General features: G+C 42.4%; 28 protein-coding genes and 1 pseudogene. 14 read left to right on the top strand and 15 right to left on the bottom strand.

From position 1 onward, the window contains the following. The first annotated feature begins 60 nt into the window (after positions 1–60). A complete protein-coding gene (locus RUMAL_RS12855) occupies positions 61–837 on the top strand; it encodes an AraC family transcriptional regulator (protein WP_013499142.1) in 777 nt (258 codons plus the stop codon). A gap of 306 nt (positions 838–1,143) precedes the next feature. Further along, a complete protein-coding gene (locus RUMAL_RS21555) occupies positions 1,144–2,784 on the top strand; it encodes a fibronectin type III domain-containing protein (RefSeq protein WP_013499140.1) in 1,641 nt (546 codons plus the stop codon). Between the two features lie 171 nt (positions 2,785–2,955). Here RUMAL_RS21555 and panD read toward each other — a convergent pair whose 3' ends face one another. The 4 genes from panD to RUMAL_RS12825 all read right to left on the bottom strand — a co-directional run bounded on the left by panD (position 2,956) and on the right by RUMAL_RS12825 (position 6,393). After that, a complete protein-coding gene (gene panD, locus RUMAL_RS12840; protein WP_013499139.1) occupies positions 2,956–3,342 on the bottom strand; it encodes an aspartate 1-decarboxylase in 387 nt (128 codons plus the stop codon). Between the two features lie 10 nt (positions 3,343–3,352). Next, the gene (gene panC / locus RUMAL_RS12835; RefSeq protein ID WP_013499138.1) at positions 3,353–4,201 is read right to left on the bottom strand and encodes a pantoate--beta-alanine ligase; all 849 of its coding nucleotides are present in this window, start codon (positions 4,199–4,201) and stop codon (positions 3,353–3,355) included. A 1-nt stretch (position 4,202) separates the two neighbouring features. Then, positions 4,203–5,042 (bottom strand): 3-methyl-2-oxobutanoate hydroxymethyltransferase, encoded by an 840-nt coding sequence (panB, locus tag RUMAL_RS12830; protein ID WP_013499137.1) that lies wholly within the window; start codon positions 5,040–5,042, stop codon positions 4,203–4,205. Between the two features lie 475 nt (positions 5,043–5,517). Then, the gene (locus RUMAL_RS12825; protein ID WP_013483548.1) at positions 5,518–6,393 is read right to left on the bottom strand and encodes an IS1595 family transposase; all 876 of its coding nucleotides are present in this window, start codon (positions 6,391–6,393) and stop codon (positions 5,518–5,520) included. Positions 6,394–6,716: 323 nt separating this feature from the next. On the opposite strand from RUMAL_RS12825, the gene tnpA (RUMAL_RS12820) reads away from it, so the two are divergent. The 3 genes from tnpA (RUMAL_RS12820) (at position 6,717) to RUMAL_RS22530 (ending at position 7,734) form a co-directional block, all read left to right on the top strand. Continuing rightward, a complete protein-coding gene (tnpA, locus tag RUMAL_RS12820; RefSeq protein ID WP_013499136.1) occupies positions 6,717–7,037 on the top strand; it encodes an IS66 family insertion sequence element accessory protein TnpA in 321 nt (106 codons plus the stop codon). Next, the gene (tnpB, locus tag RUMAL_RS12815) at positions 7,031–7,387 is read left to right on the top strand and encodes an IS66 family insertion sequence element accessory protein TnpB (protein ID WP_013499135.1); all 357 of its coding nucleotides are present in this window, start codon (positions 7,031–7,033) and stop codon (positions 7,385–7,387) included. The genes tnpA (RUMAL_RS12820) and tnpB overlap by 7 nt, the downstream gene beginning before the upstream one ends. A gap of 92 nt (positions 7,388–7,479) precedes the next feature. Beyond that, positions 7,480–7,734, top strand: coding sequence for a hypothetical protein (locus tag RUMAL_RS22530; RefSeq protein WP_013499134.1), 255 nt, complete (start codon positions 7,480–7,482; stop codon positions 7,732–7,734). 205 nt (positions 7,735–7,939) lie between these two features. On the opposite strand, the gene RUMAL_RS12805 is transcribed toward RUMAL_RS22530, so the two are convergent. Next, positions 7,940–8,137, bottom strand: coding sequence for a mobility-associated LCxxNW protein (locus RUMAL_RS12805; RefSeq protein WP_013499133.1), 198 nt, complete (start codon positions 8,135–8,137; stop codon positions 7,940–7,942). Then, positions 8,134–8,436, bottom strand: a complete 303-nt coding sequence (locus RUMAL_RS12800) for an ATP-binding protein (protein ID WP_242837779.1) — start codon at positions 8,434–8,436, stop codon at positions 8,134–8,136. The genes RUMAL_RS12805 and RUMAL_RS12800 overlap by 4 nt, the downstream gene beginning before the upstream one ends. A gap of 69 nt (positions 8,437–8,505) precedes the next feature. On the opposite strand from RUMAL_RS12800, the gene tnpA (RUMAL_RS22715) reads away from it, so the two are divergent. Continuing rightward, the gene (gene tnpA, locus RUMAL_RS22715) at positions 8,506–8,640 is read left to right on the top strand and encodes an IS66 family insertion sequence element accessory protein TnpA (protein ID WP_013499132.1); all 135 of its coding nucleotides are present in this window, start codon (positions 8,506–8,508) and stop codon (positions 8,638–8,640) included. Here tnpA (RUMAL_RS22715) and RUMAL_RS12795 read toward each other — a convergent pair. The 8 genes from RUMAL_RS12795 to RUMAL_RS12765 all read right to left on the bottom strand — a co-directional run bounded on the left by RUMAL_RS12795 (position 8,627) and on the right by RUMAL_RS12765 (position 14,294). After that, entirely contained in the window at positions 8,627–9,289 is a 663-nt protein-coding gene (locus tag RUMAL_RS12795; protein WP_242843389.1) for an ATP-binding protein, read from the bottom strand. The two genes, tnpA (RUMAL_RS22715) and RUMAL_RS12795, sit on opposite strands and share 14 nt — an antisense overlap. Then, positions 9,279–10,193 (bottom strand): Mu transposase domain-containing protein, encoded by a 915-nt coding sequence (locus tag RUMAL_RS12790; RefSeq protein WP_242843388.1) that lies wholly within the window; start codon positions 10,191–10,193, stop codon positions 9,279–9,281. The genes RUMAL_RS12795 and RUMAL_RS12790 overlap by 11 nt, the downstream gene beginning before the upstream one ends. A 111-nt stretch (positions 10,194–10,304) precedes the next feature. After that, positions 10,305–11,309, bottom strand: coding sequence for a tyrosine-type recombinase/integrase (locus tag RUMAL_RS12785; protein WP_013483433.1), 1,005 nt, complete (start codon positions 11,307–11,309; stop codon positions 10,305–10,307). Continuing rightward, positions 11,302–12,282, bottom strand: a complete 981-nt coding sequence (locus RUMAL_RS12780) for a tyrosine-type recombinase/integrase (RefSeq protein WP_013483768.1) — start codon at positions 12,280–12,282, stop codon at positions 11,302–11,304. The genes RUMAL_RS12785 and RUMAL_RS12780 overlap by 8 nt, the downstream gene beginning before the upstream one ends. After that, complete coding sequence (locus RUMAL_RS22710; RefSeq protein WP_242843418.1) at positions 12,279–12,410, bottom strand: hypothetical protein; 132 nt, start codon at positions 12,408–12,410, stop codon at positions 12,279–12,281. The genes RUMAL_RS12780 and RUMAL_RS22710 overlap by 4 nt, the downstream gene beginning before the upstream one ends. A 23-nt stretch (positions 12,411–12,433) precedes the next feature. Continuing rightward, the gene (locus tag RUMAL_RS22525; protein WP_272868082.1) at positions 12,434–12,886 is read right to left on the bottom strand and encodes a tyrosine-type recombinase/integrase; all 453 of its coding nucleotides are present in this window, start codon (positions 12,884–12,886) and stop codon (positions 12,434–12,436) included. A gap of 174 nt (positions 12,887–13,060) precedes the next feature. After that, a complete protein-coding gene (locus RUMAL_RS22520; RefSeq protein ID WP_043550783.1) occupies positions 13,061–13,510 on the bottom strand; it encodes a hypothetical protein in 450 nt (149 codons plus the stop codon). Between the two features lie 148 nt (positions 13,511–13,658). After that, positions 13,659–14,294, bottom strand: coding sequence for a hypothetical protein (locus tag RUMAL_RS12765; protein ID WP_037303591.1), 636 nt, complete (start codon positions 14,292–14,294; stop codon positions 13,659–13,661). Between the two features lie 172 nt (positions 14,295–14,466). Here RUMAL_RS12765 and tnpC point away from each other — a divergent pair, with 172 nt between their 5' ends. The 4 genes from tnpC to RUMAL_RS12745 all read left to right on the top strand — a co-directional run bounded on the left by tnpC (position 14,467) and on the right by RUMAL_RS12745 (position 17,372). Next, positions 14,467–15,819: an IS66 family transposase gene (gene tnpC / locus RUMAL_RS12760; protein WP_013499131.1), complete on the top strand. Its 1,353-nt coding sequence runs from the start codon at positions 14,467–14,469 to the stop codon at positions 15,817–15,819. Then, positions 15,816–16,109 (top strand): hypothetical protein, encoded by a 294-nt coding sequence (locus RUMAL_RS12755; protein ID WP_013499130.1) that lies wholly within the window; start codon positions 15,816–15,818, stop codon positions 16,107–16,109. Before tnpC ends, RUMAL_RS12755 begins: the two co-directional genes overlap by 4 nt. A gap of 531 nt (positions 16,110–16,640) precedes the next feature. After that, positions 16,641–16,952 (top strand): MerR family transcriptional regulator, encoded by a 312-nt coding sequence (locus RUMAL_RS12750; RefSeq protein WP_013499129.1) that lies wholly within the window; start codon positions 16,641–16,643, stop codon positions 16,950–16,952. A 3-nt stretch (positions 16,953–16,955) separates the two neighbouring features. Beyond that, positions 16,956–17,372 (top strand): hypothetical protein, encoded by a 417-nt coding sequence (locus RUMAL_RS12745; protein ID WP_013499128.1) that lies wholly within the window; start codon positions 16,956–16,958, stop codon positions 17,370–17,372. A gap of 31 nt (positions 17,373–17,403) precedes the next feature. Here RUMAL_RS12745 and RUMAL_RS12740 read toward each other — a convergent pair whose 3' ends face one another. Then, positions 17,404–18,960, bottom strand: coding sequence for a hypothetical protein (locus tag RUMAL_RS12740; RefSeq protein WP_013499127.1), 1,557 nt, complete (start codon positions 18,958–18,960; stop codon positions 17,404–17,406). Positions 18,961–19,358: 398 nt separating this feature from the next. On the opposite strand from RUMAL_RS12740, the pseudogene RUMAL_RS22955 reads away from it, so the two are divergent. The 4 genes and pseudogenes from RUMAL_RS22955 to RUMAL_RS12725 all read left to right on the top strand — a co-directional run. Beyond that, a pseudogene (locus RUMAL_RS22955) lies at positions 19,359–19,550 on the top strand (helix-turn-helix domain-containing protein); the annotation flags it as partial. Continuing rightward, positions 19,545–20,582 (top strand): DNA cytosine methyltransferase, encoded by a 1,038-nt coding sequence (locus RUMAL_RS12735; RefSeq protein WP_419247556.1) that lies wholly within the window; start codon positions 19,545–19,547, stop codon positions 20,580–20,582. The pseudogene RUMAL_RS22955 and the gene RUMAL_RS12735, both read left to right, overlap by 6 nt. Beyond that, the gene (locus RUMAL_RS12730) at positions 20,582–21,406 is read left to right on the top strand and encodes an Eco47II family restriction endonuclease (protein WP_013499124.1); all 825 of its coding nucleotides are present in this window, start codon (positions 20,582–20,584) and stop codon (positions 21,404–21,406) included. The genes RUMAL_RS12735 and RUMAL_RS12730 overlap by 1 nt, the downstream gene beginning before the upstream one ends. Next, entirely contained in the window at positions 21,403–22,038 is a 636-nt protein-coding gene (locus tag RUMAL_RS12725; RefSeq protein ID WP_050793290.1) for a toll/interleukin-1 receptor domain-containing protein, read from the top strand. The genes RUMAL_RS12730 and RUMAL_RS12725 overlap by 4 nt, the downstream gene beginning before the upstream one ends. The last annotated feature ends 2 nt before the right edge of the window (positions 22,039–22,040 follow it).

The raw sequence follows: 22,040 nt of genomic DNA, 5'->3' as shown, positions 1-22,040 counted from the left end.
AGTTCAAAAAATATAAGTTATTAAAGAATAACACTATGATATCTAAAAGGTGGGTACATTATGAAAGCATATATGTTAGGCTGGCATAGCAAGCATCCTGCTGACTTCTATAAGGACAGACCCAACGGCATACACGGTATGCAGATACTTCTTTTGCGTTCAAAGGCGCGCATAGGTATGGGCAGCAATATCTACAATGTGGATAATAATACTATTTTTGTAGTTGAAAGCTGCTATCCCCATGCACTGTACGGTGAAGGGGAGGAGTATGTTGATGACTGGATAAGGTTCGACCTTGAGGATGATGATTCCGAATTTATAGATTCCCTTGGTATAGTGCGAAATTCTCCAATACATCTGAACAGCGATGTTGTTTCCGAGCTTATCAGGATATGTGTTGATGTGTTTGGATCTGATGATACCGAAAAGGATGCTACCCTAAGGTATCTTATGAAAGCTATATTCATGCAGATAAAGAGCAGTTCAAATCCTGATGACAAGTGCAGTCATACCCAGTACGAAAGCGAACTGGAGAATATCCGCAAGGCGATATATGATGATCCTTCTGCAGATTGGAACATACCACAGGCAGCACAGAAGCTGAATTTGTCCGTATCTCATTTTCAGCGTCTTTACAAGCAGCGCTACGGCATCCCCTGTACCAAGGATATACTCACCAGCCGTATGGAATATGCAAAACAGCTGCTTACCACTACTGACCTTTCTGTTATCGAGGTATCTGAAAAATGCGGATATCCAGACTATTCTTATTTCTCAAAAGTATTCCAGAAATATGCCTGCGTATCACCGTCAAAATACCGTAAAAATAATGTATAGGTAACTGAAAGACACCAAGGATACAATGGACGTGTACTCATATATTATATTTCATGACGGCAAGTCTGCTGTTATCAAAAATGCTGGAAATATAAGGCTTTTCGCTGCTGTGTACACTCGTCACCTTTTCCTAACTTATTCTATACTGAATGTTTATTTTCCACAAATTATTACCGATATAATCAAAAAATCTGCCGAACTGCTTGCGTAGTTTGAAAAATTGTAATATAATGATCAGTGTCAGATGAACAAACTGACAGTATTATGGTGTAGTAAAAAGATCAATTGAAAACGGAGGTAATCAGAGTGGAAAAGAAACACAACGTTATTAAGCGTACACTAGCGGGTATGACCGCTGTTATGTGCATGGCAGGCTGTCTGCCTGCTTTGGCAGCAAATGCAGAGGATAAAGGAGAAAGTTACGGATATCACGAAGCTTCGGAGCAGGTCGCAGGCGGCTGGGAGGTCGTAAGGGGAGATACTTCACCTGAAAGCAATCCCGATGCTGTTGCCGCACTGGATAATGCGCTAAAATATCTCGACGGAGTTGCTTACACCCCTGTTGCAGTACTTGCAAGGCAGTGCGTTGCGGGAACAAATTACTGTATGTTATGCAAAGTCAAGCCTGTCGCACCGAAGGCAAAGCCCTCTTATCAGCTTGTATACATCTATGAGGATCTCAAGGGCGATGCGGAATTCATCGGCAGAACAACGGTATTGAACAGCCCAAGTGAAGGTGCAACCGGCGGCTACTCTGTCAATGACGGCGATACTTCGCTTTCAGCCCATGAAGATGTTCTTGCGGCTTTCAATAAGGCGATGGACGGTCGTGTAGGTGTAGATGTCCGTCCGATAGCTTATCTCGGAAGTCAGCTGGTAGCCGGCATGAACCATATGCTCCTTTGTAAATCAACAGTTGTTTATCCGGGTGCAGAACCAAGTTACAGTATAATGATCGTTTATGAAGATTTCAATGGAAATGCACAGCTTAGCACATCGCTGAAAATAGATTTCGGTAATATCAGCGAATTCAACAGGACCATACATTATATAGCCAATGAACCTACCTGCACCAAGGACGGTAATATCGAATACTGGTACAATACGTTCAGTAACAAATACTATTCCGACGAAAAGTGCGAGAACGAGATCAGCTATGAGGATACAATTGTCAAAGCGCTCGGTCACGACTTTGACAAACCTGTATGGACATGGAGTGATGACCATACTTCAGCCCACCTTACCGTGAAGTGCAATAGATGCGGTGCTAAGGTTATTGATGAAGATGCTGTAGTTACGAAAAAACAAGTATACCCAGCTACCTATACCGGAACAGGCTTTATTAGCTATGTTGGGACAGTGATCATCGACGGCGAGTCATGGGAGAACAACTGTATTGTAGCTCTGCCAAAACTGACTTACACCGCACCTGCTATATCCTATGAAAAATGTGACGGCGCAGTAAAGCTCAGCTGGACAGAAGTTGAAGGTGTCGATGAATACGGTGTTGCAGGATACACAGGCGGCAAATGGAAGCTTCTCGATCACGGCAAGGGAACATCTTATGTACTTAAAAACCTGAAAGCAGGCACAAGCTACAAAGTAGCCGTTGTTGCTAAGGCAGGCGGACAGTGGATAAAGGACTTCTCAAATGCTGTAACAGTGACCCCGAAAATAGTGTCTTACTATCCAAAATTCAGGACACAAGTTATAAACGGAAAGATAGGCTACAAGTGGGAAGCAGTTCCCGGCGCGGAGAAATATTCTATAGCTTTATATCAGGCAAACAAGTGGCAGATAGTAAAGCAGCTTGACAGCAGCGTGTACACTTATACATCGCCCAAGATAAGCGGCGGCTATTACAGTACAGTTGTTGTAGCCAAGATAAACGGCAAATGGGTGACTGCACAGGCTCCTGCGCACGCTGTTACGGTTTCAGTAAACTGATACAAACTAAATAACATTGAAATACCGACAGTTTCTACGTGGACTGCCGGTATTTTATATTTCTTTGCAACAAACAGACCGCAGAATGAACTTTACTCAGAAAGATCATCCTGCGGTCGGTATCCTGTTTATTATTTTAAATACCTGTCTTTACACTATCAAAGTTATGGATCAGACGCTCAGCTCACCGTGTTTTTCGTAGCTTGCCACACGTACAGCCTTGTTTTTATCATCAACGAATACTACCTTAGGTGCAAAGTTCTTTAATTCCTCGGGAGTCATATCGGCGTATGACATTATTATTACAGGGTCGCCTGCCTGACCTGCCCTTGCAGCAGCACCGTTGAGGCATATCATACCGCTGCCACGTTCACCTGCGATGACGTATGTTTCAATGCGGCTTCCGCTGTTTACATTAACGATATGTACGTGTTCATACTCATAAAGACCTGCCGCATCTATCAGATCCTCGTCTATGGTGACGCTACCCACATAGTTAAGTTCAGCCTGAGTGATGACAGCTCGGTGTATCTTGCTTTTAAGTATAGATAGTTTCATGCTGCTCTCCTTAAATATCTTCGGTAAAGAAGTTATCTATAAGACGGGTACTGCCGATATATACCGCTATTGCGCAAAGTGCAGGACGGTCTATAGCGGGTATCTGCTGCATAGTTGCAAGGTCAACTATCTTTACATAATCTATCTTTGCGAGGGGTTCGGCGCTGATATGCGCTTTCATCGCATCGGTGATCTTACTGCAATCGGTAACACCGTTTCTTACCATATCCATACCTATATTTATCGCCTGCGAAAGAACAAGAGCAGCCTTTCTTTCCTCAGCGCTTAGATATGTGTTGCGCGAACTTTTTGCCAGACCGTCTTCCTCTCGCACTATGGGGCAGCCGATTATCTCGATATCCATATTCAGGTCATCGACCATATGCTTTATGACCGCCAGCTGCTGAGCATCCTTTTTGCCGAAGTATGCTTTATCGGGCTGAACTATATTGAAAAGCTTTGATACTACAGTGCAAACTCCCCTGAAATGTACAGGTCGGCTGAGTCCGCAGAGTTCCTTTGTCAGCACATCCATATCAACAAAGGAAGAAAATCCTTCGTGATACATCTCGCTTGGCTCTGGATTGAATATGATATCACCGCCGTGTTCTTCAACAAGGGCTGCATCACGGTCGATATCACGGGGATAGCTTTCAAGATCCTCGGTCGGTCCGAACTGCATGGGATTGACAAAATCGGATACTACCGTCCTGTCATTATCGCGGTGAGAAGCATCTATAAGGCTTGCATGACCCTCATGGAGATATCCCATTGTAGGTACAAGTCCAACGCTCAGTCCCTGTGATTTCCATTCCTTTACCTGTCTGCGTACTTCATCTATAGTCTTAACTATCTTCATTTTACTCATACTCCTTTGCTATTTCATTTATCACATCTTCATCTATCGAATAAGTATGTTCCTCTGAGGGGAATGTACCATTCTTAACCTCGGTGATATAGTCCGTAATTCCTTTGCGCATAAGCTCGCCTATATCGGCAAAGCGTTTTGCAAATTTCGGAGTATGACCGACAGTCAGTCCCAGCATATCATGATATACCAGCACCTGACCGTCACAGCCGTTGCCCGCACCGATACCTATGGTGGGGATATACAGCTTTGAGGTAATTATCTCAGCCAGCTTTGCAGGTATGCCTTCAAGGGTCACCGCACAAGCACCGGCTTCCTGTATCTTCAGTGCATCTTCTATGAGCTTCTTTGCTTTGTCGATGCTTTTGCCCTGCACCTTGAATCCGCCGAAAACATTGACAGACTGCGGAGTAAGTCCAAGATGCGCCACAACGGGAATAGAAGCATTCACGATAGCCCGTATCTGCTCGCAGACCTCAGCACCGCCCTCAAGCTTTACTGCGTTTGCGCCGCCTTCTTTGATAAGTCTGCCTGCATTGAGAACAGCCTCCCTGACGCTCGCCTGATATGACATAAACGGCATATCGGCAACAACAAAGGCATTTTCAGCACCTCTTGCCACAGCGCGGGTATGGTGTATCATATCCTCCATAGTGACAGGGAGAGTATTCTCATACCCAAGCATAACCATTCCGAGTGAATCTCCGACCAGTATGGAGTTTACACCGCACTCATCAATAATACGTGCGGTAGTGTAGTCATAAGCAGTAAGCATCGTGATCTTTTCACCCGATTGCTTCTGCTTAAGTAGGGTTGAAACAGTGTTTTTCATAAGCATATATCTCCTTATACTTATAATTATGTTACCTTTCCGCATACACGGATAAGATACATCAACAGGAAAAAGCCTGCAAATAATATTATATCACATGAAGTCTCCGATTTCAAGTGGATAATTATGCTGAAAAAAACATAAAAATAACCGTCACACCTGTATCTCGATGATGACCGAGAAAGAGGTATCGCCTACGCTGATAAAGAAGATCGTCGGTCATTCCGGTGCTATGTTGCTGAATGAGAAAGTCTATACGCACGTTAATGTGCAGGAGTTGGCTTCCAATCAGTTACCGGAACAGTTATGCTTTTTCATATATTTCTGATTGCATTACCTCCGGCAGAGCGGATACCCTGAAGGAAACCTTAAACGACTTCGAGGCGTACCAGAAAAAACTTCTGCTTGCAGCAAGCTTAAATCGCCCGATTTCATAATTGAATATGGTTATCCCTTTAACACACCACAAGTAAGATCACTGCACCAAAGCAGCCAAAAGCCTTAAATACGCACTGTTTCCCAGCTTACGACGGTTGAATTTGTAGCAGTATTCGGCAGCATATAACGCTGTGTGGATCTTTTCGTTTCCGTGGTAAGTTCCCATGATCATTGCTTTGAAGTTTGATATAACTTTATGCATCCAGTTCAGCTGACCGCTTGTCGGATCATATGTTTCAAAAACATGGAAGTATTTCTGTGCCAACGGTTTCTTGTAACTTCGAGCATTATCACTCTCGATCTTCGAGCCTGCGCGGATATTATCCCTGGCAAATCTACCAACAGTTATACCCTTTAAATTCGGCACATCGCTCATTTTAACGTACTCGGGATTTCCTGCTGCGTTCTTTGACAAAGCTACTATCATCTTGACTTTTTCAGTTCCTCTGCCACGCTTTTTACCGTGAGTCGGAGCACCGAGATACGTGTCATCAAGTTCAACGATCCCGTCAAGCAAATAGCGTTCTTCACGGCATTTCATAGCTTTTCTGATGCGATGAAGGATGTACCATGCAGTCTTGTAGGTCACCCCCAAAGACCTCATCAGCGTAACAGCAGAAACGCTGCATTTGTTGCTCATAATGAGGAATGCGGTGACTATCCACAGTCTGAGCGGAATATGTGTTCTGTGCATAAAAGTTCCGTTTGTGGCGGATATATCTGCTTTACAGAACTTGCATCGCAGCAGATGGCGTGACCTTATCCTGCGGTACTCAGAGCCACCGCAAAACGGGCAGGCAAAACCCTTTTCAAAGCGGATATCAAGCAGAAAATCCTTGCAAAAGCTTTCATCTGCGAACTTTGAGTATATCCCATCAAGTGTGATCTCAGGTTTCGGAAATCTTTTTGACATAGCGACAGCTCCCTTCGGTTTCTGTCACTATTATACTATATTTTCTGAGTTTTGAGGTCTGTTTATTTGGACAGCATTGTAAATTATCTGTGGTGTGTTAAAGGGATAACCATGTAATTGAATAGTTCAGTTTTATAAGAAAATCTCTCATAAGACTTATAAACAGTCCTATGAGGGTAAGCGTATAACCCTCCGCACCTACCCCACCGAAGTCTAATGAAGTATAATAAACTCCAAGGAACACCATGAAGTAAATTGGACAATCCAAATTGGTCCATGGAGTTAATTGGAGTATATTAGACAGATAGGAGTTGGTGAAATATATGCAGTCAAATACGACAAGCATCACAACAATAAAGCAGGAAGTACGTCTGCAAGAATGGACTGCACAGATCGAAGCGCAGCAGGCAAGCGGTCTGACGATCCGGGAATGGTGCAAAGAAAAAGGGATCAAGCCCAACACGTATTACAACCGCTTAAGAAAAGTTCGGGAGCAGTATATGGAGAAATCTCCGACTGTCGTCCCGGTACCGTTGCCACGTTCAAGTGAGAATATCCGTATCGAGAAAAACGGTTTGCAGATATCTCTGCCAACAGATATTTCTCCTGAAGTTCTCCTGGCACTGGTCAAAGAATTATGCTGAAGGATATTGCAAATAATACACGAGTTTACCTTGTGACGGGGTATACAGACCTACGGCGCGGGATAGACGGTCTTGCAGCTATCGTTCAAGGTCAGCTTTTGCTCGATCCTTTCAGTAAGGCGTTGTTTTTATTCTGCGGAAGACGCTGTGACAGGATCAAAGGTTTGCTTTGGGAAGGCGACGGTTTTCTGCTGTTATACAAACGGCTGGATAACGGAAGATTCCAGTGGCCGCGCAGTGAATCAGAAGCACTTTTGCTTACATCGCAGCAGATACGTTGGCTTCTGGAAGGTTTGAAGATCGAACAGCCGAAAGCTATCCGTGAGGGAAAACCCTGTGCGATGTATTAAACCAATGCCATATGAATATTCAGAATATGTGCTTGAAAAGCCCCTCTTTTCGTGGTATCATGAATGTATCATCACGAACGGAGGGGTTCTTTATGTCCGAACAGAATATGACATCGGAAATCGTATCGCTCCGTAATGAAAATGCTGTTCTCAGAGACGAACTCGCACTGGCAAATCAACAGCTTGAATGGTTCAGAAAGCAGATATTCGGACGCAAGACAGAACAGACTTCCGTTGTGATGGTGATTATTTCACTCCCAGGAAAACACCAATCCGCAACAAGGAAAACGTTAATCCGAATCAAGGAACGCACCGATTTGAAACGAGGAACGCATCAATCCGCGTAAGGAATGCACTTGCCGATGATTCAAAACCAAAGTGTACTACCAGAAAGATAATAGAACGTATCATATCTGAATAAATGTTTTCACGGCTTCCGCCGTAATGGAGCGAAGCGGAATGAAGGCGGAAGCCGTGAAAACGGCGGTGGTCACACGCCAAGAAGCTTCTGTCCTGATGATTGGCAGTGAACCAACCTAATGTTACTGATCATCACATTTCCGGATAATCAATGTTGTTTTCATCCAAGATGGATCTGAGTGCGTCTATGTATTTATACAGTCTCTGGATCTCTATCCAATTGCTGTGACAAAGTCTATCAGCCTCATCCAGTTCGTGACGGGTCAGCTCATAGTCTTCCCATTTCAGACATTTATGGTCTTTGCTGAAGGCGCAGCGATCTTTCATCATGACTCCGCCTCCTTTGCCTGCAACTCACGTATATTGATGTCGCCTGAATACACCCAAGCAGCAGTATGTACGATCCTGTCCATTATTGCATCGGCATGAATACCGCCGCCCAACCTGCTGTGCCAGTCCTCACGCTTGTACTGCGTACAGAAGATCGTTGAGGTACAATCATAGCGACGCTCGATCAGTTCAAATATAAAGTGCTGTTCGCTCTCAGTCATATCATTGAGCAGCCATTCGTCAAGGATCAGCAGACGGTATCCGCTGAACTTTTGTAACCGCCAACCACCCCCAGCCAATGACAAAGTTAGCAAAGAATGATATAATTACTCTGAGGGCAAATCGAAACCTGAAAGGAGTAAGATATCATGGGAAGAATACGCGAGATAAAAAAGCAGGTGCGTCACAAAGAATGGGCGGCAATGGTACAGGAATGTCAGAGCAGCGGAAAGAAAGTCGAAGAATGGTGCAATGAGAACGGCATCAATATCAGTACCTACTAAGCAAACTTACAGTGAGGTAAAGTAATTGGCTGTAAAGTAGAGTTACAGCCGTTGGTAGAGAAGTATAGTAACCGGTAGTAAAGTACAAGTAGATGGCTCTAATAATCAAAGCCGAGGTTTCATTGGAAGCCTCGGCTTTTCTCTTTAGGGGCTGGGTTTGGTTGGCGCTTACGAACTTTTTAAGAAGTTTAGCCCTGCCATGTATGTCAAGTGATGCCTCACCGAGAAGCTGCATAAGATCGGGAACTCGGATATATCTTGTGCGATAGCCCTGCATACAAGCTTGTCTTCCAATGGCACACGCAAGGTAGCTCTTGCCGGAACCGGTGAATCCATTGAACACGACCGGCTGGTTCTTTTCGATGAAACCACAGGTCCCCAGTGAAAGTATTATCTCTTTGTCAAGTCCGCGTTTTTCATAAAATACATTCACAAGCGTGGCATCGGCAATACGGAATTTAGCGGAATGGATAAGACGATGTACCTTAGCATTGTATTTTGCAGAATAGGCTTGATCTACCGCAAGGTTCATGCGTTCATCAAAGGTAAGTGCCAAATATTCCGGCTGTTTCTCCTGAAGGTCAATGGCTTCGACCAGCTCGCCGAAGTTCATCTCACGCAGCTTGCGTCTTGTTTCCTCACTCAGCATGATCGTCACCTCCGTAATATGCAGCACCGCGTACAAATCCCGAGGGTGATGATACATTCTCATTCTTCTTTTTCTCTTTGTATTCCAGATCCTGCCCGGAAGCAAGGATAGCTTTTAGATGCGAATAGCGAGGTACACAGACGTGTTCAAGTGCCATCGTACAAGCTGTTTCAAGACGCTCGGAGGAGTATTTCTTACTCAGCTTCAACACTGACATTGCGGGATTGATACCCTGTTCTGAAGTGCGATAGCTCTTGAAAATTCGTTCAATGACAGTTAAGGTCTGCTTGCCGATAGATGCCGCCCATTCTCGGATATTATGCTCGTTCCATTCCGTTTTCTGAAAACGTTCGGGAATATCCTCCTGATATGTGTCATACTTGTTGCGGACATAACTTGGAAAAAGCTTGTGGGAAGAGATACGCTCATGACCGCAATAGACCTCGATCAAACTGTCTGTGATCTTCAAGTCGACCTTCTTTCCAACAAAACGATATGGCACTGAATACTTGCAGGTCCGGTAGGTCACATGAAAATCCGAGCCGATCACGCGCCCGTATTCCCACACAGCATACTCATACGGAAATGCAGGCAACGGTCGCAGTGTGAATCGCTCATTTGCTTCAAACACCTCACGGCGGCTGCCTTCACGTTTCTGGAATGGCCTGTTGTTGAAATCCTCCAGTGCTGCTGCAACATCTGTTTTCAACTCATGAAGTGTAGTGTATTCGTTGTTGCGCAGACGGGCAATGATGGCAGTAGCTATCTTCCCGACAGTGCCTTCAACGGATGCTTTCTGCTTCGGCTTTTTCACGCCGGCGGGCATGATCGCCGTGCAGTAGTGATTTGAAAAATCTTCATAGCACTGGTTCAGAATGATGTCACCCTCACGGGGATGTGTCACAACGCCGGTCTTGAGATTTAATGTAAAGAGGATGTTAATGTAAAGTCGGCCGTTTCAATGAAAGTCTGATCGGCATTCCATCATGACCTACTTTACATTAACAAATGCGTGTTATCCTAGTGAATCCAAGAAGGAAATCAAATCGTCCTTTTCTTTGTCTGAAAAGAAATCAAGGCTTTCTGATACTGTTTTCTCAGCTACTGTCTCGATAGCCTTTCTGATAACTTCCGGATTCGTTGACAGGTAAATCTGAGTTGTTGCAACAGACTCATGTCCCAAGAAATCCCTGACATTATAAATGTTTACGCCATTGTCCACAAGGTGTGTGGCTTTACTGTGGCGTAATCGATGTGGGTATACAGAGCCGGTTATAATACCGGGAACCGTATCGTTTGCCAACTTAGAGTATTTCCTTATTATGTAGCGGATGCCTTGCCTTGTTAGCCGGTCACCATTCCTGTTGCAAAACATTGGGGACTCTTGCATAAGACCGAATTGCCTGATATATTTTGAGATGATTTTTTCTGTTTTTCCCAGTAACGGAATGGTGCGATATTTATTTCCCTTACCATGCACATATATCCTGCAGCATTGACCCGGCTGAAAGTCTTTGACATCTAGTGAAATGATTTCCTGAACCCTACAAGCTGAATCGTACATAAGGGATAAGATTGCCAAATGCCTTAGTCCCTCGTTAGATGATGAGTCGATCGATGAAAGCATTTGCTTTATAGCATCCGTAGACATACAATCAGGAAGCCTTTTATCTTCCTTTGCAAATGGTATACTGAGTATTTCGCTGCATTGCCCGGAGTATTCAGGTGAGATCATCATTACATATCGAAAAAATGATTTTATATGTGCCAATCTTACATTTTGGGTAGGCACCCCATTTTTCCTGACATTCGAAAGCCAAGAGAGAAACTTGAGTACTACATCGCAGTCAATCTCATCAACAGTTTTCTTTGATATGCTTTTACCGGATTCTGACATAAATTTAAGCAAAAGCTTAAAGGTGTCTCGGTATGATGAAACAGTATTAGGGCCGTAATTATGCTGTTTCATTAGGTAAGACATAAAATATCGTTGTATATAGAAGAATAAATTATCACTCATTGTCCACCTCCGGGAATAGACTCCCCAAGGATGATTCTTTCTGCAAGAAATCCGTATGTCCCTGTTCTGTGAAATGAATGTATTTTTCTGTATCTATGTAATTCACATGTCCGACGTATGCCGCCAGTATTGGAATAGCAGTATAGACATTCATTCCGTTTTCCAACATTTTTTCCAGACTTTTGGTGCAGAATGTATGCCGGATAGAATGGATATTTGGCGTCTTACCATCTGACTTGTGTATGCCTGCCGTCTTAAACATCTTTGGAAACATATATTTCATAGCATCATATGTAAGATGACCACCGGTGTAGGAGGAAGTGAAAAACGGTCTATTCTCATCAGACATATCTATAGTCTTGGCATAGTCAAATAGGACTTCTTTCAAGCTGTCGGATACAGGAATAAATCTTGAAACGCCATTTTTACCGTTGATAACATTGATCACACCGTTTGAAGTGTCAACATTCGCCCGCTTCAGTGCAAGGACTTCGCCTATGCGCATTCCGGTACCTATAAGTAATCTGACGAGCACTGGGTATATCTGCTGATGCGAGCTCGACTTTCTTGATGCAGGAAGCGTGTCGGCTGCAATAGTCAGACGGCGCAGTTCATCGTCGCTGAAAATGTACGGACGAAATTCACTCTTTACCGTTCGCATATATTTTCGTGGGACGATGACCGCATCAATTCCGAGAAGCGCCAAGAAAGAACAAAACTGGCGGAGATTCGCTGTAAGATATTGGCGTTCTAATTCGCTTAATCCATCACGAGGAGCCAGTAACTCCTCCACCATCTGGTCAGATATATGGTGTTCATAGTAAGTATTAAGCGAATTGTTCAGTTTCCTTAAGCGAACCATGGTTGAATGAGCAACTTTTTCACCTTTTCCACGCTTGAACTCTATGAATTTTTCAAAATATGGTTTGAAAAAACCTTCTTCAAATTTAAGAAATTCCTTGTCATTGATCATTTTTTAGGCACCTCCAATGCTGCTGCTCGGAGATGCTCTATATCTGACCATACATAAGTTTTTGTGGATGCCGCAGATGTGTGTCCAAGTATCACAGCAATCTCATTTATCGGGGTTCCTGAAACCAAAAGGTTTGTTGCCAAACTATGCCTTAAAGAATGCAGACCATGATGTTTACCTTTTGTATCAACACCGGCAATTTCAAAAACGGTAATATCTTGTCGCCAAAGTGATCATTCATTGAGTATGCAATGTACGGTTTTCTAAGTCGGATGAACACATTCGAACAGTCTGACTCAGGACGCACATTCTTAATATAGTCAAGGAGTGCAAAAAGGATCTCATCTGTCATGGGAAGGGAAATCTCTTTGTGCGTCTTGTACTGCGTGATATTTATTGTGCGATTTTTCCAGTTTATATTGTCAAGAACCATTGCTTTGATATCGCTTGAGCGAAAACCGTACACACTTGCCAAAAGCATCATAAGATAGACTGTTTTTCCCCATGGGGTATTCCTGTCGACAGCATTCAGGATACGCCTTACTTCTTCTGCCGTGTAAAAGGATGGGAGTCTTTCATGCTTTCCGGAATGAATCCCTGTCAAAAGGGAATCGGATCGAAAGATAGCGCTCCTGAGAACTCATCATAGGAAAAGAAATTCCTTAACGTATACAAAATGGACGCTTTTCCCTGTGATGAATACCTATCATTGAGGGACGATACAAATCTTGCAAACAGCTCCGGCGTGATGCCCTCTAATGATGTACATTTACACTCCTCAAGAAAAGCAAAAAAACACAGTGATTCGTCCGGATCTCGTGCGTACTGTGCCATCGCTCTTTTGGTCATTTCTCATGAAAGTTTCATATTTTCTGATGACATTCAGGTACGTAATGGGACAATCACGCTTATGGGTGGTATACTTTCTCTTAGGTTCTTTTCCATTAAGGATATCCAGAATCATCTGAACAGCTCTTCCTCGACGTTCTTTTGATTTTGACGGAACAGCTTCAAATGCAGGGACCCCGACGATAATACGATAGTATTCTTGGATCACATCTTCCGGAGAAACCTCCAAATCCGTTCCTTTAGCATACCGCTGTAAATCATTAGAGATCCGAATGTAAGCCTGTGCTGTTTTGGATTCAGATCCGTAGTTTTGTATGATGTGTCTTTGAAACAGTTGGATTGCATCATACAGTGTCATTGAGTAACTGGAATCAATCATGATGATAATTCCTCCTTTCTATGATTGATCCAATTATATCATATTAATGTAAAGTCGAATACCTATAATCATTAGATTTTAGATCTATTTTTATTCAGCTTTACATTAACATCCTCTTTACATTAAATCTCTAATGTAAAGCTTCACATTAGAGATTGTCGCAGACGATACGGAGCGTAACACCACCGAAATACTCGAACATATGGATATTGCAACCTATCCAGGTCTGCTCGTTCATGTTCAGGCAAGGTTCTACATAAGCAAGTTGACTGTACGGAAGTGTCGCTACAAAAAGATAAACGTGATGCATCTTACCATCATCTGGATCGTTAAGTTTCATCGTTTTTCCGCTCCAGTCCACTTCGCATACAACTCCGGGCTTGTGCGTGATGTGATTCGTGAGATCGTTCTGCTCAACATACTTGGCGTAATCATCACAGAATTTCGTGTAACCGACAGGAACGCCGTCCTTCGCACTATCTTTGTACTCGTGCCACAGCAGCTTAAGTGTAACACCGGTCTTTTTCAGCTCACCGTGGACATACTCATAGTTGACAGGTGCGTACATAGTCTCCTTCCTGAACTTGTCCGGGAAGAAGAGCAGATACACCTCATCGTCGCTCTTGTCTGCGACATCAGCATAGCTGACACCGAGAGCATCTGCCCTCTTCCACACTGCTGCTACAGATTTGGTTGAGATATGCCGTGATGCTGCAATAGCCCTCTGCGACATATTTGCCTGACGAAGCTCAAGAATGAGCTTCACATTGATCTTGTCCGCCATATTTATGGCCTCCTTCGTGTATATTCGAGGCTTAGCCTCTCCTATATTATACACGAAGTGCATTCCTTTGGCGAATTAATGCGCTCCTTGTGCGGATTAGTGTTTTCCTCGCCGCGTATCGATGTTTTCCTTCAGGCGGATTGATGTTTTCCGGAGTTCGGAATAATCAGTGATGGAGAAGGAATTTGGTGTTCAGCTTTCGATGTTCGGAAATAACGAAGAAAAATCAATACCAAAAGAAACTGTCACCATTCCCGAATACAAGCGCAAGAAAAAGCGCACTCACGATGATTGGATGAGTAGTCTTAAGATCAAAGAGGAACATCATGAGATAGAAGCTCCCGTATGTGAAATATGCAGTGCCGAAATGAAAGATATCGGTACAGAAAAGGCTTACGATGAACTTGTATATACTCCTGCCAAGTTTCATATCCGCAGGCATATCGTACATAAATACAAGTGTCCCGAGTGCGGAGAAAAGCCCGAAGAAAGAGACGAAAACTGTCATATCGTTCGTGCAACCTATCCTCATGCTATGATCCCGGGAAGCTATTGCTCTCCCGAACTTCTGGCACATATCATCTACGAAAAATATGCAAAATCAGTACCTCTGCACCGTCAGGAAAAGGACTTTAATTCAAAGAAGATACCTCTGCTCAAAGCGACCATGTCAAATTGGGTGATTATGGCTGCTGAAAAATGGTGTATGCCTATTGTAGAGAAGATGCACGAGATGCTTATCTCGGGGCAGATCATCCACGCCGACGAGACAACAGTTCAGGTACTGCACGAGGAAGGCAGAAAGCCTACCACGACATCAAGAATGTGGGTCTACTGCAACGGCAAAATGAATGACAGGAGCATCATCATTTTCGATTACCGACCGACAAGAAAAGGTGAGCACGCCTCGAATTTCCTGAAAGGCTTTATCGGATATCTTATCTGCGACGGATACGATGCTTACAATGCAGTCGAAGGTGCAAAAAGATGTGGCTGCTGGACTCATAACAGACGACATTTTGTAGAGTGTCTGCCGAAAGACAAGTCAGCTTACAGTACTTCTGTCGCAGCAAAGGCGGTTGCTTTTTGCAACAGGATATATCACGAAGAAAGTCTGCTTGCCGACAGCTCCGCAGAATACAGATATGAACAGCGCCTTGTGAAGGTAAAGCCTTTGCTTGACGAGTTTTTTGCGTGGCTTGAAAATGTTCAGGTCAGCGGTAAGGGCAAGCTGACAGATGCAGTGAGGTATGCTCTGAACGAGCGGAAATATCTTTACACATTTCTCGAAAATGGTGATATTCCGATCGACAATAACAGAGCCGAGAATGCTATCCGCCCATTTGCAGTCGGGAGAAAAAACTGGCTTTTCAGCAACACAGCAAACGGTGCAAAAGCAAGTGCAGTGCTGTACTCGATCATTTCAACCGCACAGGCAAATGGTCTTGATGCGGAAAAATATCTGACAGAGCTGTTTTCACAGCCGGCAGGAACGATATTATTACCATGGAGGGAAGAAAAATGAAAGAAGTATTTGACAAATGCTGTTACTGCAATGCACCGCTGAAACTCGAGATAAGTGAGACCTCGATCCATACATTTCAAGGTCACAGGAATGAATTCACGATAAAGCATGAACCCAGTCTTGCCTGCACAAAATGCAATAACATATTTCAGGCTGAGTCGTATCAGTCTGAAAAGACTAATGCATTCCTGCATTTTCTGATGTCGATCAAACTGAAGAAAGCTGAGATCGAATACAAGGACATGATCAGGTATGTAGATAAAAATCTCAAATTCAATGGCGATGAATAAATATGACCCTGCAGGGATGTTGATTCCTTGCAGGGTCTGATATTTTATGGGGTGCAGGGTATTTGACGGTTACCTATGAGGGATAGTGCCTTTCAGGCTTTACGCTTAATATATTAGTGGGTGCTGTATGGGTGCTGCCGTCATTTTTGAGCAGTTCTCAGCACGTTTTTCAGGCAAAAAGAAAACCTCGCAAACGCAATGTTTACGAGGTTTTTCGTTGTTTTTGATAAAAAAGTAAGTTCGCGACTGATTATCTCTTCGAGTTAACCCCGAATGTTCGGCTAACCCGGAAAGGGTATTCAGGCATCTTGCATTAAATTACTATTATCTTTAGAAAATGCCGTAAATACGGCGTTTTGATTGAGTTACAAGAACTACGGTTCTGCTAAATTTCAAAGTCTTTGCCGTCCTCTTGTAACCAAGTTGACCACTACTTGACCTTAATTGACCACGCTATTGCATATCTCTGTACTAAATTTGAGAACTGTGGAGAGAGCCTTTGAGAGCTCCGCCCACGAAAGGAAGATCATTATGACAATAGCAGAAAAACGTGAGATCGTAAACACCATCATCAATCTTTTACTTCAACTGACCGCCGAGGAAGATGTGCAGGAACAGCCTGCATCAGTATCAACAGCAACTAAAGCTCCTGCACAGTCGGTCAGAATGATGACTATCAAGGAGTGTACCGAGCTGATCGAAGGTATCTCAGAACACTCTATCCGTATGCTGATAGCACAAGGCAAAATCAAAGCGTTCCGCACAGGTGAGGGTGTCCGTGGTAAATATCTCGTCAACAAGGAAAGCCTGCTGTCTTATTTCAGCGGAAATGAGGAGGTGTGAGCTATGAGCAGATACAAGAGCGAACAGACCGCATATAACTCCCTGAAAAAGAAATACGTTCCGCTGTGGAGCTTGGACACCAACACTGTGACCGTCACTCACTTCAATAGTGATACGCTCGCTGTTGAGAGCAAGACATACAGCACTGACTTCATCAGGTATCATCTTCATTTTTCTGACAGCCATTGCTCTGACAGACTTCGCAGGCTCGTCAATGAGGGCAAGATTATGAAGTATCTCGATGATATGGAACTGAAAGTCAGTGAAGCAATCACTCGTCAGGTGGAGCTTTGGAAACAGAATGACAGCTGCTATCAGAAAGCTGTCCTCAGCGGTGATGCTGAGAAGTTGCTCGGTCTTGAAAACTGCTTTATAAGTATGGCGAGAGAGATTATATTTGAGTGTATGGTTTATATTTGATGTACAAAGGCTGTGCCTTCGGGTGCAGCCGTTATTTTTTTAGTAAAGGCCATATTCTTTTCTCCTTAGTACCGAATGAATCTATAATCCAAATTTCCGATGGCATATTATCTCTGGTCAATTCAATTCTATCGTAATGATCATGATTGAATCTTTTAAATACTATAGAATTATTTATAAGTCCACTTTCAATATATGCAATCCCTTCGTTACGAGGTTCTATATTCATTCCTGAGTATTCTACACCATTAATTATAAGTAAAAATCGATTATTTCTTTGTTTATCAAGGATGCTGAAAAGTTCATCATATTGTAAATTCAATATACCCTCATCGTATTTGATAAGAACTGGATTAATACTTCCTAGAATAGCAACATATAAGAAAAGTGTATTTGTTCTTATAATTTCTACTCTATTCCAGTTATTGAAAAAGTCTTTGTGAAATAGATTATTTCTGCATTCGATTCTATAACTATTTAAGCATCTATAGATGATGCCTTTGACTGGACGAATATCCAATCTAAAAATGGTATCATTTACAGCTTGATTCATGTATGTGATATATTTTCCTAGCGTAAAAGCACTGATATCGGTTGTATTATTACTCAATGATGCATAATTGCTACATATATAATTAAGCAACTGCTCAATTGATTTAAGATAGCTACTTACAATTGGTGTATAATCAAACATTGGATTATTCTTGAAGTATTTATATAGATACTCTGAAGTTGAAAAACTTTTCGCATAATCAGAATTACCAGTAAGCAGTAAATCATACTGACTATTTAAGAAGTATTCTGAAAGCTTATACTTGGTTATTAGATTTGCAGAAACCTTTTCAAGCCTCTTAAAATCGGCATTCATTACATTGTAATGAGATAAGGAAGATATTTCTTTTCTGATTACAGATATAGTTATATTCCTAGTATGAGATATATAGTTAGGAGTAAATCCAGGTAAAGTTATGAGTGATATCATTGAGTTTGCTTTAGCTACTGCATCTGATATTCTTTTTACAAAAATATTATACATTTCCTTAAGTTCGTCTATAGCTATATCATCGAATAGCTCGTTAAACAAATCCCACAAAAGTATTATTTCTACAGGTTTATCACCATAAGATAAACCAATAATATCATCTTTATTCTGCCACTCAACACACACTATTTTCTCAACTTTTTCTTTTTTCAGTAAAGATTCGATTTCATTGATTTTTACTCTTGTGTAGCGATATCCAATTTTTCTATCAACATTAATGAATTCAAATCCAAACTTTTCTTCACTCTCGATGTTCGTATAGCCATTGTAATTTCCAACATATTCAAATTCGGGCCATACAATTTTATCAGCACACTCATAGTAGCATAATTCTTCTAAAACGCCATTTATTAGTTTTCTTGTGTACGATTCAAAATATGATTCAAAGTACACTTGCTCATGATATTCTTTGGATGTTTCTCCGAATATAGGAAAGCCAAAACCATCAAAACAATAGTCATGCGATTGTTCGAGTTCATAAGCTATATTATTGATATAGGTTTTAATGTTATCATCAAGAATTTCAGTAAGTTGTTCCTTCTTCATACACTTCCTCCTCAAAAAAGAAAACAGCGCAAATCATAAGAAATGCGCTGCTAGTGTTGCGTGGGTAAGATTATTTCTCGATAATGGAAATCACCTTACGAACTGCGGGAACGATTACATCAATCACCATAGCAGTCTTTTCAGCCACAGCAAGGACAGCATTGAATTTCTTCATTGTACTACCTCCTTTCTGGGTAAGCCCGAGAATAAAATAAGAGTAGTACTTTATCTGCCCAACACCATGTATATTATAGCACAAACAATCCATTATGTCAATCTATTTCTTTTGATAAAAAGATTATCTAACGTTTTCGTGAGATAGATTGACTTTTTCGTTACTTAGTGGTATAATAATCATAACCCATTATTGTATCACAGGATACAGGAAGGAATGAAATATGGTGGCAGTAAGCTACAATAATCTATGGAAATTACTGATTGATAAGGGCATGAATAAAACCGAACTGAAAGAAGCATCAGGTGTCAGCTTTAATGTCATGGCTCGAATGGGAAAGAATGAAACTGTTTCCCTTGAAAGCCTTGAAAAGATATGTATGGTGCTGAACTGCAATATCGGTGATATTATGGATATTACAACTAAGAAAGAACAGCGAACCTTCTCTACGATAGAATTATTCGCTGGTGCAGGCGGGCTTGCTCTCGGTGTTGAGAAAGCTGGGTTTATAACGCTCGGTCTTGTAGAGGTGGACAAGGACGCATCTGATACACTCCGCAGAAACAGACCTGAATGGAGAGTTATCAATGATGATATTGCCAATATCTCTTGTCTTGACCTGCAAGATTACTTCGGTTTGAAGAAGGGTGAGCTTGATCTGCTTTCGGGTGGCGCACCTTGTCAGAGCTTCTCTTATGCAGGAAAACGGCTCGGTCTTGAAGATGCTCGTGGAACACTTTTCTATCATTACGCAAAGTTCCTTGAACAGCTCCAGCCTAAAATGTTTCTTTTTGAGAACGTTCGTGGTCTGCTGACTCATGATAAGGGAAGAACTTACAAAACAATTCTTGATATATTTGAAAGTACAGGCTACACCATTCAGAAGAAGGTTCTGAATGCTTGGGACTATGGTGTTGCTCAGAAGCGTGAACGTCTGATAACCATAGGCATCAGAAACAATCTGACTGACAAGATCAGTTTCAGTTTCCCCACACCACATGAGTACAAGCCAGTTCTGCGTGATGTGCTGCTTGACTGTCCGAAAAGCGAGGGTACACCATATTCGGAATACAAGCGTAAGATATTTGAGCTTGTTCCTCCGGGTGGATACTGGAGAGATATTCCCGAGGATATAGCGAAAGAGTATATGAAAAGCTGTTGGTACATGGAAGGCGGAAGGACAGGCATTCTCCGCAGGCTCAGCCTTGACGAACCGTCGCTTACCGTTTTGACTTCACCTAGCCAGAAGCAGACAGATCGCTGTCATCCGCTTGAACCCCGTCCGTTTACTATCCGTGAAAATGCCCGTTGTCAGAGTTTCCCTGATGAATGGCAGTTCTGCGGAAGTATAGGTTCTCAGTATAAGCAGGTCGGCAATGCCGTTCCTGTCAATCTTGCAATGGATATAGCAAAGCAGATAAGAATCGCACTGGAGGGATTATCATAATGTGGACACTTAGTTTCATCAGCGAAGAAGACTTTACAAAGCACGTTAAGAAAACCATAGAGAAGTATGGCGAAAAGCTTGAATCTTTCGATTTGAAGCGTTTCAACAAGAATATTATTGATCCTATCAAGTTGATTTTTGATAAAACTGTCTACCAGGCATCATGGGAGGAGATCGTATGCAACGAGATTTTCCGTCAGCGTGATAAGTCCAATAACAACGATATAGGCTATTTCCACCAGCGCATATTCCAGTACATTGCTAACTGTCGTGTTCCCGATAACGGAAAAGAGGGCGGCTGGGACGTTATCTTTGAAAATCCTGATGGCATTGTTGTTACAGATGGAATCAGCGTACATACTGTGTATGTCGAGATGAAAAACAAGCACAACACCATGAATTCTGCATCGGCAGGTAAGACTTTTATTAAGATGCAGAACCAGCTTCTCACCGATGATGATTGTGCTTGTTTTCTTGTTGAAGCTATTGCTCAGAGATCGCAGAATATAAAATGGGAGACTACCGTTGACAAGAAAAAGGTCGGTCACAAGCTGATACGCCGTGTGAGCCTCGACCAGTTCTATGCTCTTGTAACCGGACAGGAAGATGCTTTCTATCAGATGTGTATGGTGCTGCCGTCTATCATTCAGAAGGCTGTGGACGAGCTTGAAGGCTCTATCGTTCCACACGATACTGTTATTGATGAGCTGAAGGAGCTTGCTAAGAAACAGAATCTCAACAATGAGAATCTTGCTGTGGCTATGGCGGTTTATATGTTAGGATTTGGAAGCTATAAAGGTTTTAAGGCGGAGGATTGTATATGAGTAAACAGCATCCTAAAGCATTTATATCATATTCATGGGAAGAAGATGCACATCAACAATGGGTGCGAGAATTTGCTGACAAACTATTAGCCGATGGAATTGATGCAACCGTTGATCAGTATGACGCATCTTTAGGCGATAGACTTCCACATTTTATGGAACAGTCGATTACAACTGCCGATTACGTCCTCATTATCTGTACACCACTGTATAAGGAAAAAGCCGATAATCGAAAAGGTGGGGTTGGATATGAAGGTCATATTATAACAGAGGAACTATACTCAAAAGGAAATGAACGTAAGTTTATCCCTGTGGTGCGTAAAGGATCATTTAATGCAGCTATGCCTACGTTTTTGGCTGGAAAGCTTGGTATTGATTTGACAGATTCTATTCATTTTGAGAATAACTACAAAGATTTGATCACAACCATTTATGGAGTGAAAATGAAGCCTAAAATAGGTCGTGTTCCTTCTTATGTTGCCCAGGCTGCACCACAGCTTAGTCCTTCTTCTCCAGATGAACCGATTCATATTCTTGGTATTATAACCGATGAGGTAACCGTGCCACGAATGGATGGTACTCGTGGATGTGCATTGTATAATATGGTTATCCCTTTAACACACCACAAGTAAGA

This window comes from Ruminococcus albus 7 = DSM 20455, from assembly GCF_000179635.2.
In the GTDB taxonomy this organism is placed as follows: domain Bacteria; phylum Bacillota; class Clostridia; order Oscillospirales; family Ruminococcaceae; genus Hominimerdicola; species Hominimerdicola alba.
Note: the sequence above shows the minus strand (reverse complement) of the source record. Positions and strands in the feature narration are given on the sequence as shown.

What these genes read in the sequence shown, in the direction of transcription:
- RUMAL_RS12855 (WP_013499142.1), top strand. Translation starts at nt 61, where the DNA reads ATGAAAGCATATATGTTAGGCTGGCATAGCAAGCATCCTGCTGACTTC.
- panD (WP_013499139.1), bottom strand. Translation starts at nt 3,342, where the DNA reads ATGAAACTATCTATACTTAAAAGCAAGATACACCGAGCTGTCATCACT.
- panC (WP_013499138.1), bottom strand. Translation starts at nt 4,201, where the DNA reads ATGAAGATAGTTAAGACTATAGATGAAGTACGCAGACAGGTAAAGGAA.
- panB (WP_013499137.1), bottom strand. Translation starts at nt 5,042, where the DNA reads ATGAAAAACACTGTTTCAACCCTACTTAAGCAGAAGCAATCGGGTGAA.
- RUMAL_RS12825 (WP_013483548.1), bottom strand. Translation starts at nt 6,393, where the DNA reads ATGTCAAAAAGATTTCCGAAACCTGAGATCACACTTGATGGGATATAC.
- tnpA (WP_013499136.1), top strand. Translation starts at nt 6,717, where the DNA reads ATGCAGTCAAATACGACAAGCATCACAACAATAAAGCAGGAAGTACGT.
- tnpB (WP_013499135.1), top strand. Translation starts at nt 7,031, where the DNA reads ATGCTGAAGGATATTGCAAATAATACACGAGTTTACCTTGTGACGGGG.
- RUMAL_RS22530 (WP_013499134.1), top strand. Translation starts at nt 7,480, where the DNA reads ATGTCCGAACAGAATATGACATCGGAAATCGTATCGCTCCGTAATGAA.
- RUMAL_RS12805 (WP_013499133.1), bottom strand. Translation starts at nt 8,137, where the DNA reads ATGATGAAAGATCGCTGCGCCTTCAGCAAAGACCATAAATGTCTGAAA.
- tnpA (WP_013499132.1), top strand. Translation starts at nt 8,506, where the DNA reads ATGGGAAGAATACGCGAGATAAAAAAGCAGGTGCGTCACAAAGAATGG.
- RUMAL_RS12795 (WP_242843389.1), bottom strand. Translation starts at nt 9,289, where the DNA reads ATGCTGAGTGAGGAAACAAGACGCAAGCTGCGTGAGATGAACTTCGGC.
- RUMAL_RS12785 (WP_013483433.1), bottom strand. Translation starts at nt 11,309, where the DNA reads ATGAGTGATAATTTATTCTTCTATATACAACGATATTTTATGTCTTAC.
- RUMAL_RS12780 (WP_013483768.1), bottom strand. Translation starts at nt 12,282, where the DNA reads ATGATCAATGACAAGGAATTTCTTAAATTTGAAGAAGGTTTTTTCAAA.
- RUMAL_RS22520 (WP_043550783.1), bottom strand. Translation starts at nt 13,510, where the DNA reads ATGATTGATTCCAGTTACTCAATGACACTGTATGATGCAATCCAACTG.
- RUMAL_RS12765 (WP_037303591.1), bottom strand. Translation starts at nt 14,294, where the DNA reads ATGGCGGACAAGATCAATGTGAAGCTCATTCTTGAGCTTCGTCAGGCA.
- tnpC (WP_013499131.1), top strand. Translation starts at nt 14,467, where the DNA reads ATGGAGAAGGAATTTGGTGTTCAGCTTTCGATGTTCGGAAATAACGAA.
- RUMAL_RS12755 (WP_013499130.1), top strand. Translation starts at nt 15,816, where the DNA reads ATGAAAGAAGTATTTGACAAATGCTGTTACTGCAATGCACCGCTGAAA.
- RUMAL_RS12750 (WP_013499129.1), top strand. Translation starts at nt 16,641, where the DNA reads ATGACAATAGCAGAAAAACGTGAGATCGTAAACACCATCATCAATCTT.
- RUMAL_RS12745 (WP_013499128.1), top strand. Translation starts at nt 16,956, where the DNA reads ATGAGCAGATACAAGAGCGAACAGACCGCATATAACTCCCTGAAAAAG.
- RUMAL_RS12740 (WP_013499127.1), bottom strand. Translation starts at nt 18,960, where the DNA reads ATGAAGAAGGAACAACTTACTGAAATTCTTGATGATAACATTAAAACC.
- RUMAL_RS12735 (WP_419247556.1), top strand. Translation starts at nt 19,545, where the DNA reads ATGGATATTACAACTAAGAAAGAACAGCGAACCTTCTCTACGATAGAA.
- RUMAL_RS12730 (WP_013499124.1), top strand. Translation starts at nt 20,582, where the DNA reads ATGTGGACACTTAGTTTCATCAGCGAAGAAGACTTTACAAAGCACGTT.
- RUMAL_RS12725 (WP_050793290.1), top strand. Translation starts at nt 21,403, where the DNA reads ATGAGTAAACAGCATCCTAAAGCATTTATATCATATTCATGGGAAGAA.